Origin of the sequence: Streptomyces albireticuli (assembly GCF_021228125.1) — a bacterium.
Lineage (GTDB): Bacteria > Actinomycetota > Actinomycetes > Streptomycetales > Streptomycetaceae > Streptomyces > Streptomyces albireticuli.
Map to the genome: position 1 here is coordinate 1 of NZ_JAJQQS010000040.1, position 14,869 is coordinate 14,869.

The 14,869-nt window shown below is 70.1% G+C and carries 14 protein-coding genes; 8 read left to right on the forward strand and 6 right to left on the reverse strand.

All coding sequences use genetic code 11. From position 1 onward, the window contains the following. The first annotated feature begins 423 nt into the window (after positions 1 to 423). Entirely contained in the window at positions 424 to 876 is a 453-nt protein-coding gene (locus tag LUZ64_RS35740; RefSeq protein WP_095578390.1) for a hypothetical protein, read from the forward strand. A 102-nt stretch (positions 877 to 978) separates the two neighbouring features. On the opposite strand, the gene LUZ64_RS35745 is transcribed toward LUZ64_RS35740, so the two are convergent. The 3 genes from LUZ64_RS35745 to LUZ64_RS35755 all read right to left on the reverse strand — a co-directional run bounded on the left by LUZ64_RS35745 (position 979) and on the right by LUZ64_RS35755 (position 2,446). Then, entirely contained in the window at positions 979 to 1,614 is a 636-nt protein-coding gene (locus LUZ64_RS35745; protein ID WP_095578389.1) for a hypothetical protein, read from the reverse strand. 4 nt (positions 1,615 to 1,618) lie between these two features. Beyond that, a complete protein-coding gene (locus tag LUZ64_RS35750) occupies positions 1,619 to 1,864 on the reverse strand; it encodes an RNA polymerase sigma factor (protein ID WP_095578388.1) in 246 nt (81 codons plus the stop codon). 387 nt (positions 1,865 to 2,251) lie between these two features. Next, positions 2,252 to 2,446: a hypothetical protein gene (locus LUZ64_RS35755; RefSeq protein WP_143592987.1), complete on the reverse strand. Its 195-nt coding sequence runs from the start codon at positions 2,444 to 2,446 to the stop codon at positions 2,252 to 2,254. A 665-nt stretch (positions 2,447 to 3,111) separates the two neighbouring features. Between LUZ64_RS35755 and LUZ64_RS35760 the strand changes: the two genes are divergently transcribed. From LUZ64_RS35760 to LUZ64_RS35770, 3 genes are all read left to right on the forward strand, one after another. Continuing rightward, positions 3,112 to 4,245: a hypothetical protein gene (locus LUZ64_RS35760; protein ID WP_143592986.1), complete on the forward strand. Its 1,134-nt coding sequence runs from the start codon at positions 3,112 to 3,114 to the stop codon at positions 4,243 to 4,245. A gap of 39 nt (positions 4,246 to 4,284) precedes the next feature. Further along, positions 4,285 to 4,422, forward strand: a complete 138-nt coding sequence (locus LUZ64_RS35765; protein WP_170116625.1) for a hypothetical protein — start codon at positions 4,285 to 4,287, stop codon at positions 4,420 to 4,422. A 111-nt stretch (positions 4,423 to 4,533) separates the two neighbouring features. Next, entirely contained in the window at positions 4,534 to 5,247 is a 714-nt protein-coding gene (locus LUZ64_RS35770) for a hypothetical protein (RefSeq protein WP_143592985.1), read from the forward strand. A gap of 127 nt (positions 5,248 to 5,374) precedes the next feature. On the opposite strand, the gene LUZ64_RS35775 is transcribed toward LUZ64_RS35770, so the two are convergent. The 3 genes from LUZ64_RS35775 to LUZ64_RS35780 are packed head-to-tail and all read right to left on the reverse strand — an operon-like array spanning position 5,375 to position 9,110. After that, a complete protein-coding gene (locus LUZ64_RS35775; RefSeq protein ID WP_095578385.1) occupies positions 5,375 to 7,411 on the reverse strand; it encodes an FtsK/SpoIIIE domain-containing protein in 2,037 nt (678 codons plus the stop codon). After that, positions 7,327 to 8,310, reverse strand: coding sequence for a ParB family protein (locus tag LUZ64_RS38205; RefSeq protein ID WP_504954283.1), 984 nt, complete (start codon positions 8,308 to 8,310; stop codon positions 7,327 to 7,329). The genes LUZ64_RS35775 and LUZ64_RS38205 overlap by 85 nt, the downstream gene beginning before the upstream one ends. Continuing rightward, a complete protein-coding gene (locus tag LUZ64_RS35780; protein ID WP_095578384.1) occupies positions 8,307 to 9,110 on the reverse strand; it encodes a ParA family protein in 804 nt (267 codons plus the stop codon). The genes LUZ64_RS38205 and LUZ64_RS35780 overlap by 4 nt, the downstream gene beginning before the upstream one ends. Positions 9,111 to 9,314: 204 nt before the next feature. Here LUZ64_RS35780 and LUZ64_RS35785 point away from each other — a divergent pair, with 204 nt between their 5' ends. The 4 genes from LUZ64_RS35785 to LUZ64_RS35800 form a co-directional block, all read left to right on the forward strand. Then, positions 9,315 to 9,701 carry a hypothetical protein gene (locus LUZ64_RS35785; protein ID WP_095578383.1) on the forward strand — a complete coding sequence of 129 codons (387 nt, stop codon included), beginning with the start codon at positions 9,315 to 9,317 and terminating at the stop codon, positions 9,699 to 9,701. A 10-nt stretch (positions 9,702 to 9,711) separates the two neighbouring features. Beyond that, on the forward strand, positions 9,712 to 10,077 hold the full coding sequence (locus LUZ64_RS35790) for a hypothetical protein (protein WP_095578382.1): 366 nt from the start codon (positions 9,712 to 9,714) through the stop codon (positions 10,075 to 10,077). A gap of 65 nt (positions 10,078 to 10,142) precedes the next feature. After that, positions 10,143 to 12,857: an ATP-binding protein gene (locus LUZ64_RS37685; RefSeq protein ID WP_095578381.1), complete on the forward strand. Its 2,715-nt coding sequence runs from the start codon at positions 10,143 to 10,145 to the stop codon at positions 12,855 to 12,857. After that, on the forward strand, positions 12,854 to 14,869 hold a 2,016-nt coding region (locus LUZ64_RS35800), incomplete at its 3' end, for a hypothetical protein (protein WP_232390627.1). The genes LUZ64_RS37685 and LUZ64_RS35800, both read left to right, overlap by 4 nt.

Sequence of the window (14,869 nt, forward strand, 5' to 3'; positions counted from 1 at the left end):
GATCACCGAAACAGGGGCGCAGCAGCTGCGCGTGCCCTACGGGTACATCACCCCCGCCGAGTGGAAGCCTGCGGGGTTCCCGCTCGGGACATGGCTGACCGACCAGCGGAAATTCGCCAACCCCGGCCAGAAGGGCGCCGCGGCGACGACGAGATCACCCGTACGCCGGGCAGCCAGCCACACTCCTGGCAGTCGCCGTGGCCTCTCCTATGGGCAGGCCCCTCTACCCCAGCCCCCGCAACGGCGGAACAGACGGAGCCCGCCCGGCGACCAGGCACTTCGCCCTTCTCCAGTTCCAGGAGGGTGGCCCGGCCCCATCACCCCAGGTCAAGGGCCACCTCGTTGTGTCTTCGGCGAGTACCACTGACACCACACACGCCGAACCCTAGGCTTCACGTAGCAGCGCTCCAAGGAGAACCACGCATGCCCACCCCGGAACCGGTGAAACTCCGCAGCGATTTCGGCGAGCCATACGTACTCGCTGTACCCCACACGCCCGTCACCGACCCGCGTCTTTCCGCGACTGACGTCGGTGTATACATGCGCTGCCGCTGGCTGCTGGACGTCTGCTTCCCGTACGGCAGCCTCGATTGGCTGATCTCTGAACTCAGAATGCCAAAGACCGAGACCCACGAATCTGTCCAGCGCCTCGTCGAACTCGGGTACCTCGAAACGGTCGGGGCCGTCGAGGTCGAGTTCCGTTCTGCGCGCGAGATAGGCGACGGTGTCCGCACCGCTATCGAGGCGACAATGGACGATCTCACGCCCACAGAGCGCGCCGCGGTCGCCCGTTTCGCTGATCTTGTGGACCAACGCCAGGAGAGGGCGACCGCAGCATTGCGCGCGGAGCAGATGCGCGGCCTGTCCGGCAGCTAGCAGTCTTCCCGGCCTGCGCCGGGAAGCTACCGGAACCCTCGCCCCGTGTGGCGTATTCCGGTTGGCCTCCTGCGGGAAGCCAACCGGCCGTGTGCTGCTGGGTCAGAAGGCGTCGGCGAGTTCTTCGATCTGGTCGGCGAGACGGAGGTCGGGGTGCAGGACGCGGCCGAAGCCGAACTCTTCGACCACGTCGGCCTTCAGCCGGCCGACGACTTTGCGCAGGGCGGCGATGGGGAAGTGGGGCTGGGGGCCGGTGGTGAGTTCGAAGAGGGGGCCGGGGTAGTGGTCGGTGAGGGCGACGGCCTGGCAGGCCCAGTGGTCGGCGTCGCGCAGGTCGCCGCGGCCGAGGTGGAGCAGGTGTAGGCAGTAGGCGGCGAGGGCGTTGCCAGCGCCGGCGGAGAACTGCCACCAGAACTGGGCGCAGGCGGGTTCGTTGGCGAGGCTGAGCAGGCAGGCGAAGTGCAGGGCGCCGTCGGGGTCGATGCCTTCGTCGCACAGCTCGCTCAGCCGGTGACCGACGTCGTCGTGGTGCAGCAGCTGGGCGGTCAGTGCCTGGAGGTCTTTGTTCGCCTGATCGTGTGTGGTGGGGAAGTGGCCGGTGGGCGCGGGCATGGCGCCGAACATCATGCTGTCGGTGACCTCGCGGACGATTTCCTTCTTGAGGTCGTCCATGTCCTCTTCGCTGAAGAGATCGGGCAAGCCGACGTCGGCCAGGGTTTCGTCGATCCTGCGTGGCACGGTGTTACTCCTTGTCTTCGTCGGCAGCCGGGGTCATGGACAGGCCGAGCTTGGTGGCGATGCGTTCCCGGGCCAGGCGGCGGTGGGAGCGGACGGTGTCGGGCTTGATCCCCATGATGTTGGCGATGCGGGAGCAGGGGTAGCCCAGAACGTAGTGCAGGACGATGACGTCGTACTGCCGGGAGGGGAGGGAGGCTATGGCGGTGAAGAGGCCGAGTGAGGACTCCATGACCTGCAGCTGGGTCCGCATGGCTTCCAGGGTGGCGCGGGCGGCCTGCTGGAAGCTGGCGGTCGCGCCATCTGTGAGGCATTCCCGGTGAGCCGCAGGTGTGTCTCGACGCGCTGCTTGAGCAGGGCGAAGGCGTATGCTTCGGGGCTCTCCTCCTTCAGCACGACGACCCAGTTCAGCGCCAGGTGGGAGTAGACCCGGCGCACGACGGCCGTGGCGGCCTTCTTGTCCCCGAGCATCGCGTGCGCGTAGCGCACGTGCGCCCTGGCGTAGAGGTCGAAGAAGGCTTCCAGGTCCGGTGGCATCTGGTACTGGACACCTTCGAGCGCGTTGAGTTCATCGAGGAAGCTGGGGGGGGCAGGGCGAACTGGGTTTCGCCGGCTTCGTCGGATGACGGGATGTTCATGGTCAGACCTCCTCGTCAGGGGAGATCAGCGGCTGGGGCGACGTGCGTGTGGTGCGGGAGGCGTCCTCCAGCAGGCCGGCGGTGCCGACGCGTACCCCGGCGCTGAGCACACGCCGTACCAGCGCGCGTCCGTCCGGGGCGAAAACTCGCAGCGCGGTGGCCACTACCAGCGCGTCCAGCGCGTCGTTAACAGTCACGAGCCATCCTCAAGTCCTGCGGGCGGCACCCAACTCCCTGCCCCCATAGGGCGCCGGAGGGCGTTTGCCCTCAGCCGCAGGATTTCGGATCGGGGTGCCCGAACGCGTACCGCACCGGGCAGATTTTTCACGGCGTGTGATGACATCATCACTCAAAGGTGTAGACCAATTCACTCTGTAGTCGAATAGCTACCGTTAGGTAACACGCTGACCGGCGGAAACCCGTCTTCCCTATTCGCACGGCATGCGCGCCTGCGATCTCACGCGCAAACCAATGGTGATGCAGATCACGGAATATTTGCTCGGTGGGACCGCCTCAGGTCGGCCATAGGATCGCTCCGCCCTGCGCGCAGAAGCGCAAGGCGACCACGGCCACCTCCTGCCGCTGGTCGATCCCCTCCTTACGCCCCCCGAACCAGAGATGCCCTCAGCACGCGACCAGAATGATGGGGCACCACCAGTGCAGAGATGAGAAGGCCAAAACCGCGGACAAGCGGGCGCCGATCCGCTACGGACGCGCGGCACGGACCGCCGCTAAAGCCACCCACGCCGCCGGCCCACCCGGACGGACCGTTCTGTTGTCCGTGGACACCGGTGTGCGTGACGAACCGCCCAACTCGCCGTTTACTAGCTGATACATGGCAACTTCGACATAGGCGGGCACGATGGGGAAGAGAGTGCAGCAGACGCGGGCTGCCAAGCACGCGAAACAGGCGAAGCAGCGCAAGGCCGCGGCGTCACGGAACGCCGCGACGGTGGCAACGAACCTGCCGATGCTGACGGCGATGGACGACACTCTCTTCGGGCTGCTGGCGGAGCCATGGGGCGACTTCACCGACACCTACCCGACGGTCGAAGAGGCCGTGGCCGCGGCGGAGGAGGCCGGCGGGGGCCTGTCGTGCTTCTCCTTCCACGACTCCGGCGAGTACGAGCGCAGCCTGCACCGGGACACGGACGACTGGCGGTACGAGGTAGCCCTGTACCCGCGGGGACCCCTGCGGGAACTGGTGAAGACGACCTGGCTGGACGCCGACGACCGGGACCAGGCCATGGAGCAACTGCACCGCGTTCTGGCCGCGTACGTGCCCGAGAGCCTGCGCCGCCCCGGACTTGAGACAGTCCAGCGACCGTCGACCACAAGCGTGCCGCGCATCGGCTGGGCCCAGAGCCTGCCCGTGGCCGGGATGCAGACGTGGGAGGACCTGCACCTGGCGGAGAAGAAGCTGCCCTTGCTCGACCTGGCTCCCTTCGCCGTCGGCCCCGGCAGGGCGTACGAGCCGCTGCCCGAGGAGACCTTCGCCCTGTTCCATGAGCACGGCCTGAGCGCCCGCGCGTGCGCCGGCTGCGGCGCGCCGGTGACCGACCGGCACCCGCACTGGCCGGGCGTGCTGGTCAGCGTGGAGTACGAGGGCGGCCCGGTGTGCGACCGGTCCCGCCTCGGGGGCGGGGCCGTGCGGCGGGTCGGTCATGTCCTCGACGCCGACCAGGCCCGTCCGGCCGGGCAGCTGACCGGCAAGGAGCAGAAGGTCCCGTGCCAGAACTGCGACGTGCACGTGACCGAGCAGCACCCCGACTGGCCCGGGGTATGGGCGGAGGCCGGCGGATACAGCCGCCCGGTCTGTGCCGTGGTCGGATCTGTGGGCGACGACGCAAAGGCGTACGACCTGGTCGACTGCGTCTACCCGCACATTCCCGCTGGGGCCGACAGCCCGGCCGCCGCCGCAATCGCCGCCGCCAAGAAGAGTCGCTACTTCTTCCAGCCACGTCTGCCAATCTTCCAGGCCAGCTGGGGCCGGTAATCTCGGGAGATCCCGTGGGCTCCTGGAAGGCCAGCGCCCGTGGCGACGAAGATCCACAGCGGAGGCCGCCCCGTGATCCGGGCGGCCTCCATCTCCTCAACCGGGCTCAACGACGTCCTGCGCTACGGCGCCGTCGGCCACATCTTCCTGGGCTGGATTCCCCTCGCCTGGCAGTAAGAGGCCGTCACACTCACGGCAGGACCCACTGCGCTCAGCCTGCGGGCGCTCCTTCTCAGCCACCCCCGTGGTCAGATAGGCGTACACGAACGGGGCTGAGGGGGTGCGGCAGTGGCTGCTCAACAGGTGAATGTGATCAAGGTGCTCCTGGCCGCCGACGGCCGCGGCTGGGTGGACGGCATCGAGGTGCCGTCCGAGGACAGCACTCTTGCCGGGACCCGCGCCGCGGCGCTGCGTCAGATCGCCCGGGCCGCTGCGGAGCAGCGCCGGTCTCTGCGGGTGGAGGCCACGGACCCGGACGGGGCGGTGTGGCTGCTGGTGGTGCACCCCAGTGGCCGGGTGCAGGACGCCACCGAGGTGCGCGAGCTGGTCGCCGACCCGGATGGTGAGACGACTCCGGCGGAATACCGTGAGCGCGTCGTGGCCGTCGTCAGGGCGGTGGAGGCCGGTACGGAGCACGCGGCGATGCGGCTGGCCCGCTTCCTGGAGACCGGCATCGCCGGCGCCTACGGTGCCGGCCACCCGTACGTGTGGCGCGCGCTCGAGCTGCGCGCCCACACCAACCTCGTGTGCGGGCTGCCCGGGAGCGCGTGCGAGCTCTACCTGGAGGCCGCCCGTGGCTGGGCCGGGATCGGCAGCGCGGCCTACTGGGGTGCGGCGCAGCGGGCTTATGCCTGCTGGCACCGGGTGCGGGAGGCGGAGCGGTCGGTGTGGCTGGGCGGGCAGCTGGCCGAGGTGCTGCGGCTGGGCGGGGACCGGGCCCATCCCGCGCTCCGCGGGGTGATGGGGCGGATGGACGACCTTCAGGGCGGGCTCGTCGCCTGACGGCCGGGCGCCGCTGCGGCGGTGAGAATGGCGGGGCCTGGCGGCCGTCCGGTTGAAGCCGATGCGGCCGCCAGGCCCCGAGCACCTGGTCGTCAGCGTGCTGCCGCGGCGATGGGCGGTGCGCTCATCATGTTTCGGAGCCCCCTGAGGTGGTGGCGGGGGTCTTGCGGGTGACGATGTCGTCCACGCCGAGGCGCTGTACTCCGGTGGTGCCGTCCTGTGCGGTGTACTCGATCTCCACCCATTCCTCCTCGTTGTCCTCGTCTTCTCCGAAGTGGAGGTCGGCGACCTCGACGGGTTCGGTGCCGGTGTCGAGGTCGAGCTCGATGTGGTCGCCGACCTCGAGCTCGTAGACGCCGGCCTCCTCCGTGCCGTCCTCGGCTTCCAGAGCCCCCGCGGGTGTGGTGTCTTCGGGTTCCGGGGCCGGCTGGGCCGGGGCGGGCGGGAGGGCGAAGGCGCCTTCTGTCTCCGTCGCCTCGACCGGGGTGGGGTTGTTGAGTGGTCCGAGGAAGGCGAGCGGGCCGTCGCCGTTGGCGTGTGCCTCGGCGTTGTGTGTCATCCGGTCCACCAGGTGCTTCCACACGGTGGCGTCCTCGGCGTCGAAGGCGTCTTCGTCGGAGGGGGTGAGGAGGCGGAGGACCTGGACGTAGGCGGGTCCGTCGGCGGTGCTGGCGACGGCGCGGCCCTGGATGTTGGGGAGGGTGGTGCCGATGCGGCTGTTTCCCCACATCATCCTGGCGGCCTCGGGGGTCGCCTGGTCGAGGCTGATCCTCATGCGGAAGCTGTCGCGGGCGAGGCCGGTGAGGAACTCGGCGTCGGGCCGCTGGATGCCGACGGTGAGGTGGATCTCGGCGGTGCGGGCCAGGACCGCGAGCCGCTTCCACAGGGACAGGCACGGGTGCTCGCGCCCCTTGAGGTCCTTGTCGCGGGCTTTCATTTCCTGCCAGATAACACCGCTGGCTTCCTTGAAGATGAAGAATTCGTCCAGGATGAACATGATCTTTCCGAAGTCGCCCTTGCGGGCCTGGCGGCGCTTGATGGCCCGGTAGCGGCTCATCATTTCACGGTGTGTCAGGGTGATGGCTTCCGCGATGTCCAGGGTTTCGGTGATGACGGTGACACCGTCGAGTTCCTCGAAGTCGAGGTACTCGGTCATTTTCGGGTCGCACAGCACCACGGGGATGCCGAGGACCCGGGCGGCGACGACGAGGTTGCGGATGAATACCGTCTTTCCGCTTCCGGTCGGCCCGACCACCAGGCAGTGGGGGTTCTTGCTGCCGAGTGCCCAGCTTTCGATGCGCTGGTGCTCGGTGACCGCGTAGGGGAGTTCGTATTTTACGAACTGGTGGGTGATCGGGTAGCGGACGTTCGTCGGGAAGGGCGGCCGCAGTTCGAACCGGATCCGGTTGTTCTCGAAGTCCCAGGTGCTGCGCCAGTTTCCGGGGATTTTGCTGTTGATCTGGAGCAGGACCCGGTCGCGGAATCCCGCGGCGAGGTCGCGGGTGGTGGTCGCGTAGGTGACGTCGATTCCGGTGGGGGTGTCGGTGTATGCGGCGAAGTCGACGCGGTCGACGTGGGCGGAGGCGCCGAGGATGGCCTGGACGACGTCGGTGGTGCGGGTGCGCATGGTGTCGCGGCCGGGGATGGGATCGGTCGTCTCCGGTGCGGCCGGCTGGTCGCTGTCGATGATGTCGCCGCTGCCGGGCGAGGCGTCGACGGTGACAAGGATCTGTCTCCGGGTCGGTTTCCAGGTCGCCTCGGCGGGCCCGCCGAGGCGGGTCGCGATGATCTCGCGGACCTTGGCCCGGGCTTTTTCGTCGCGCTCGTCGAAGGTCGCTCCGTAGCGGATCGTGAGGCGGGTGGGTGTCCCGTTCCGGTGCTTGCGCGCCTTGATCATTGCTTTGGCGGGCTCGGTGCGCAGCAGGGGGGCGAGGGCTGTGGTGAGGTCGCGGACGGGCCGGGTGCGGCGGCGGTGCCAGGTTTCGGCGAGGGCGACGAGGACGGCGAGGGCGGCGGCTGCGCCGAGGCCGGCGGGGAGGAGGCCGGGCCGGTGGAGGAGGTGTGTGGCGGCGTAGGCGATCAGGGCGAGGCCCGCGCCGGAGGTGGCGGCGGTGATGAGGGGGGAGCGGTCGGCCGGGTCGGTGGTGGTGCTGGGTGGTGCCACGGTGGTCCTCCTGCGGCGGGTCTGGGGTGACGGGGTGGGTGGTGCGTGCCCCTTCTCTCCGGGCTTGACAGTGGTGGTACGCTGAGCATCTGAATCGCAGCTTTGCGAGAATCTAAGGGCTCAGCGCCCCTCCACAGCCCCGCCCTCCGTGGCGGGTTTTCCGTGCCCGCGTCCTGTCCTGGTCCGGTGTCCGGCCGGGTGGCCCGGCGGCGGTTGGCGGCCCGGATCTGCGCGCCGCGCGCTGCTCCTGCGGGGCTCGGGCCGGTGCGGAGCCTGTCGACGTCGGGGAAGGGGCGGCCGTGGTGGTGGGCGGCTTTCAGTCGCAGGACTTCTGCCTCGAGGACCGTGCGGACGAGCTCGCTGAGGTTCCCGTGGCCGTCCGGTCGGGTCTGGGTGTGCCACTGCGCCGCCCGGGCGCGGTGGTAGAGGGAGTCTGGCAGGGAGAAGGAGCGCTGCTTCATGACCTCCGGGACAAGCCCGGGCTCGGAGGCGGGGGCCGCACCGGCCGGAAGAGCGGGTTCCGCAATCGCGGGTTGCGGTGCCCGCGTTGTGCCGCCGTTCCGGCCGGACGGCATGCCCCCGGGGGTGGCCTCCGGTGCGGTGGCGCCGGGGGGTGTCGCCGCCCGGCGTTCCGGCGTGCTGCCGCCTTGCCCCCGGCGGCACCCTTCGCAGCCGCTGGCGCCGGCGGGGTTCGCGCCGCCTGGGGGCGGCGGGGGTGCCGGGTGCGGGAGAGTGCCGCTGCTGTCTGGCGTACCGTCCGGGCGGGGCGCCGGCGGTGTCATGCCGCCGAGGGCGACGTCGACCGGGTCGGGCTCGGCGCGTTCACGGATTCGGGCAGGGGATTGCCTGACCCATCTCCCAGCGGGTGTCGCCGCCGCCATTTCTCCCTGGTCGGTCATCGCGGCGTCTTCCCCTGGCCGGGCGCGCTGTTGAGCACGCGGTCGTAGATGTTCTGGTAGATATCGGCGACCTCTTCCAGATCCTTGCCACCGAAGAGGCGGCAGGGTGTGTGATAGCTCTCGACCGCTTCCCGCACGCGCACGCGCCGGGGCACCGGAGGGTCCACCATCCTTTTCCCGAACCGGTTGTGCAGTTCCTCCAGGACCCGCCGGGAGTCACGGGAGCCGTCATATTCGGCGACAATGACGCCTTCTATAACCAGTTCCGGGTTTCCCTTTGCGGCGATCAGCCCGGCGGTGTAGCGCATCTCTTCCGCCCCCTGAGCGCCCCATAAGGTGGCCCGGGCAGCGATGAAGAGGTGCTCGATTCCCAGCAGCCCGGTTGCTGTGAGTTTTCCGAGATGGCGGGGCAGGTCGATGACGACGTCGTCGACGAGATCATCTAATTCGCCGGAGCGCCGCGCGCGGCGCAGGGCGGCTATTCCGTCCGCGGTGATGTCCGCTTCCCGGTTGGCCAGGAACCGGTCTGCCGGGGCGAGGAGGACACCGTCCCAGGCGGTGGGCGTGAGGACCTCGCGCAGGGGCAGCGGGGCGAGGCCGCGCACGGCGTCGTACGGAGCGAGGGCGTCTTTCAGGCCGTGCCGGCGGGAGACCGGTTCGAGAGCGTCCGTGGCGTTGCCCTGGGGGTCGATGTCCAGGACCCCCACCCGGCGGCCGCGCCTGGTTCCCGCGTAGGCGAGCTCCAGTACGGCGGTCGTGCACCCGGCGCCGCCCTTGCCCTTGCCTACGCCGATCCACATGACGGCCGTCCCTCCCCGTGAACTCCCGGTCCCCCGTGGGAGTTGCACGAGACATGCTAGGGCTCGCCTGTGACCTGCGGGGACTGTGGTGAGGAAGGGAAATAAGCCTATTCGAATGGCGGATTGCGGCCTATGCTGAGCCCCCAAGTCCCACAAGTCACATGTAACGTGACGCTGCGTGACCCGACCACGGGAGTCGAAGAGATGAACGCCCACGTCCACGTCTTAGGGCGGCTGATCACGAATCTGAACGACTACGCCCGCCGGATGCGCCTCGCCGGCCGGCTGCACCACGCCCGCCGGACCCTGGCCCCCGCCGCCGGTGCCGCCGGGACGAGCCGCTTCCACGCCGCCGGCGCGGTGGTGCTGGCGGCCTTCACCACCGGCGGCCTGCAGGAGTTCCTCAAACAGGACGCGCTGCAGGTGGGGCTGCTCATCGCCGGCCTCGTCATCGTCTTCGGCTCCCGGCGCAAGGACTGGTCCGGCGCGCTCACCGTCGGGGGCATCGCCCTGGTCGGCCTCGCCGTCATCGGCATGGCGTCCAAGGGCTCGGCCATCGGGGACTTCCTGTCCGGCTGGTTCTGGAAGTAGGCCGCCCCGCATGCGGATGAACACCGACGATGAGGTGTACGCGGCCGACGACCTCTTCCTCGGCCCGCCACGCATGACCCTGCCCTGGCGCGTGCGCTACCGCGCCTACGGCATCGGGACCGTGCTCTACGCCCTGGTCCTCCTCCTGGAGCTGTGGACCGGAGTGCTCGGCCCCTGGCCCGCCGTCTACGGACTGGTCTTCGTCATGTGGGCCACGATGCGCGTCATGGACCGCGTCGACCACGAGCACACCGCCCGGGCGGTGGCCGTGACGTTCTGGCACGAGGTCTCGGCCCCCCGCCCCTCCCAGAAGACCGGCGCCCGCGCCCGCCTCACCCTCTCCGGCGTCCGCCGCCGCGCCCCGCGCACCCGCTGAATCGCACCACCCCGGGCGCTGCTGTCCACAGGCAGCACCGCGAAACCGCGAAGGGGAGTTCGTTCGTGTTCCAGCCCAGCAAGGCCACCTCCAGATCCAAGGACAGCGCCACACCCAAGGGCGGCGCACCGCGGCGGGGCCTGAAGGCCCGCCTGCTCACCACACGGCGCACGGCACCGGACACCAAGTTCGCCACCGGCCTCCAGCTCACCGACATCACCGGCCACCTGGCCCTGTCCAAGACCGGTCACGTCACCGCCTGGTACGTCGCAGCCCCGGCGAGGTGGTCGTTCCTCTCCGATGCCGACCGCAACCAGCTGCTGCGCGCCCACGCGCAGCGCCTGGCCGAGCTCAGCGGCCGGCGCGTGCACCTGCGGATCACCCACCGCCCCTACCCCGTCGCCCGGTGGGCGGAGAGCCTGCACCGGTCGGTGATCGACCCGCTGCCCGGGTGGGACCGCTACCTGGCCGAGGAGCAGCAGAAGGTCGGCTCCATGCCGCTGGACGACAAGGTCGTCTACTACGGCGTCGCCGTCGGGCGGCTGTCCGGCGCGGGCCGGCAGAGCAGCCGCCTGCTCTCCTCCGGCCAGCGCGAGCTGGACGCGCTGAGCCGTGACCTGCAGGAGATCGACACCACCATGGCCGGCCCCGGCATGTCGGCGCGGCCCGTCACCGCCTCCGACATGGACTGGCTGCTCACCCGCTCCATAGGTCTGGGACTGCCCGCCCCGCTGGATCCGCCGGTCCAGCCCGGGAGCCAGTGGAGCACCGCTGACCTGGCCGAGTACACCGACCCCGTCGAGTGGGTCACTCCGGAGGCGTACGCGCCGCATGTTCTGGTCACCGGGCGGCGCGACGGGCGCACCCAGCAGCGCTACGTCTCCGTGATGACCATGGGCCGCATGGCGCTGCCACCGATCCCCGAATCGGGCCACGGGCCGTGGCTGCAGCGCATGGACCGGGTGCCGTTTCCCTACGAGGTCAGCGCCACCTTCGACGTCCGTGACGGCGGCGAAGTCGGCAAGGAGATGCGCAGCCAGCTCGACCGCATTCACTACCAGGTCAAGCACCACGCCGAACACGGGGCGGACATCCCCCAGCAGCTCGGCCGCCAGCGCGACCAGGCACTGGCCACCGAGGACGAGATCAACTCAGAAGGGTTCGCCGGGGTCGCCACCCGCACCGCGGGCTGGTTCCGCATCGCGGTCCCGGGCACCACCCCCGAGCAGGTCCACGACCGCGTCAAACGCGTCCAGGCCCTCTACAAAGGCCACATCCTCATCCACCGCCCCGCCGACCAGTACCGCCTCGCCCGGGAATTCATCCCCGGCGAGCCCCTGGCCAACGACGCCTTCAAACGCCGCCTGCCGGTGACCACGGTCGCCGGTGCCCTGCCCGCCGCGTCCGCCCTGGTCGGCGACCGCAGCGGACTGAACCTCGGCCACACCTCCGGAGCATCCCGGCGCGCCGTGATGTGGCACCCCTGGCGCAGCATGGAGGTCCGCGAGAGCAGCGGCCTCACCCCGATCGTGTCCACCCTGGGCGGCGGGAAATCCACCCTCGCGGGCAAGATCATGTACGACGCGGCGCGCATGGGCGTCGCCTTCACCTGCCTGGACCCCTCAGGCCCCCTCACCCGGCTGTGCGCCCTGCCCGAGCTGCGCCCGTACGCCAAAGAGATCGACCTGATGAGCGCGGAGCCGGGCACGCTCAACCCCTACCGGGTGATCCCGGACCCCGTGGCCGCCCACTTCCGGCCCGAGGACTTCGCCGACAAACCCGACCCCCGGGCCGCGGCCGAGGAGGCGTTCGTCGCCGCCGGCCGGGCCGCCCAGGCGCAGCGCCGCACCCTGGCCGCCGACGTCCTCAAGGGGCTGCTGCCCGAGTCGCTGCGGACGTCGGAGCACACGAACAAGGTGCTGCTGATGGCGGCGCAGCGGGCGGACACCTCGGTGAACTCCAGCCCGTTCGCGGTCATCGAGATGCTCAAGCGGTTCGACGGGTCGCTGGCCGAGCACGCCCAGCACCTGGCGGAGCTCCTGCAGGGAGCCAGCGAGCTCCCGGCCGGGCAGCTGATCTTCCCCGGGACGGACGGCGGTGACGACCGGTACCTGAGCGCGCACCACCGCCTCGTCGTCATGAGCCTCAAGGGCCTGCAGCTGCCGACGGCCGGGGTGCCCGCGAGCGAGTGGTCCCTGGACGAGCAGTACAGCATGCCCCTGCTCTACCTGGCCGGCTGGTACGCGCAGCGCAGCATCTACGACCGCCCCATGCACGAACGCAAAGGGCTCTTCCTGGATGAGGCGTGGGCGCTGATGCAGGTCTCCTCCGGCCGCACCCTGATCAAGAAGACCGCGCGCGACTCCCGCAAACACAACGGCAGAGCCCTGATCGCCTCCCAGGACGCCGAGGACCTGCTGGCCGCCGATCTCGGCAACTGGATCGACTCGGCGTTCATCGGCCGCACCGTCGGCGAGCAGGCCCAGCGCGCGGCGCTCCGGCTGATCGGCATCGAGCCCGGCAACGGCTACGAGGACGTCCTGGCCGGGCTGTCGCGGATCGAGCGCGGCGCGGACCGCAACGAGCGCCCGCGTGAGTTCATCTTCGACGACGGCGACGGCGGCATCGAGCGCATCACCGTCAACCTCGAGCACCGCCCGGCGCTCAAGGCGGCGCTCAACACCACCGCCAGCCCCCTGAGCAAAACGTCCTCCGCCAACCCGTGGACCAGCTCTGCCGTCCTGGGAATGGTCCAGAACGGCGAAGGGGCCCTGCGATGACACCGGCCGCCCCGCGCCGCCGGCCCCCGGCACCATCCGCCCGCCTGTGGTGCCTCGCGCTGCTGCTGGTCATAGCCGGCGGCTTCCTGCTCGGCCCCCAGGCCACCGGCGCCCACGCTGAACCCAATCCTTGCGATTTGATCAAGGGTGAAGCCCGCAAATACTGCAAGTACGAGCCCGGCAAGAACGGGGACACCAAGGCCGACGACCCGGCCGCCCCGCCCACCCACCCCTCCATCACCGACCCCTACGGGCTGTCCCCCAACTGCAAGCACGCCCCCACCCCGGCACTGCCCGGGCGCGGCGACGCCTCCTGGGCCCAGAAACCTCCGGAGAAAGCACCCGCCCCCATCGACCCGAAGGACCCCAAGGCCCCCGCCCACATCTACGAGCAGTACGGCTTCGCGGGCCTGGAATGGCACACCTACGACCTCAGCTGCTCCGGGACCAGCGGGCTCGCCGAGGCCGCCGGCGCGAGCATGGGCACCACCTGGGCCAATCTCCTGTTCAGCGGCAGCAAATGGTGGACCGGCGTCGCGGTCGCCCTGCAGCAGGAAGCCACCGGCGACGGCTACATGTCCGGGATCAACGACGTTTTCGCCAAAGCCACCCGCGCTGTCACCGACGCGGTCTACCGGCCGTGGATCGGCATCTCGCTGCTGCTCCTGGGCGTGGTGATCGTCTACCGGGCAGGCCGCAAGGACTGGCCCGACACCGCCAAATCCGTCGCCTGGGCCCTGCTGGTCATGACCGTGACCGCCATCGCGTTCAACTACCCCGAGAAGGCGGGCAGCCTCGCCGACGAGATGATCACGCAGACCGTCGGCCAGGTCCAGCAAGGCGTCGCCGGTGACACCAGCAAGGGCGCCGACCCGGCCACCAGCCAGGGCAACGTCCTGACCGGGACCATCTTGTACAACAACTGGCTGCGCGGGGAGTTCGGCAGCTCCGACGCGCCCGTGGCCAAGAAGTACGGCATGCAGCTCTACGACGCCCAGGCCCTGACCTGGGCGCAGTCCCGGCTCCCGCAGAAAGAGCGCGACACGCTCATCGTGGACAAGAAGAAGACCTGGGAGAACGTCGCGGAGAAGGTGAAGAAGGAGGACCCGGACGCCTACCGGCACCTGACCGGCGTGGCCGACGGCCGCTTCGGGGCCTCCGCCAGCGGAGCGCTCGGCGCGATCCCCACCAACTTCTTCTCCTTCGCCGCGTCCATCGTGATCATCTGCGCCCGGCTGATCCTCAAACTGGTCATCGTGTTCCTGCCGGCCATCGCGCCCATCGCGCTGCACCGGCAGATGAGCGGCACCCTGCGGACCCTGGCCCGCTCGGGCGGGGCGGCCCTCATCAACGCCCCTTTGTTCGTTCTCGCCGCCTCGCTCGAGGCGTTGTTCATCCAGGTACTCCTCAGCGGCGGCAACCGCATGCCCGAGTGGTTCGCCGTGGTCCTGCTGTGGGTCCTGACCGTCATGCTGTGGGCGATCACAAAACCGTTCCGGAAACTGTCCGCCATGATCTCCCCGAACGCCGAATGGTTCGGCCGCGGCACCGGCGCCATGGGCCGCACCAAGACGGCCCTCGGCGGAGCCATCCTGGGATACGCCCGGGGCAGGATCACCGCACGGCAGATCGGAAAAATGGTCAACGGCGGCAGGGGCGGCCGCGTCGAAGACGCCGACGAAGCAGCCGGAGCCGGCCCGGCGGTCACCACCCGGCACCAGACCCGGCGCAGCGAGGACGAGCCCTGGGCCGACGCCGTCCCCTACGAGCCCGACCCCGGGCAGGACCGGGCACCGGAGCAGCCGCTGCACTGGGGACCAGGCCGTCAGTGGGATGACCTCGACAGCTGGCCGGCCGGCCAGCAGGAACCCGCCATGGCCGCCGCAGCGGCTGTGCCGGACCAGGCCGGTTCTCCGGGATGGCTGGTGCCGGTGGGAAGCACCGCCGCCCCAGCCGCCCGGGCGGCCACCGGCACGCTGGTCCGCACGGCCCCGCAGAACGACAGTCCGGGG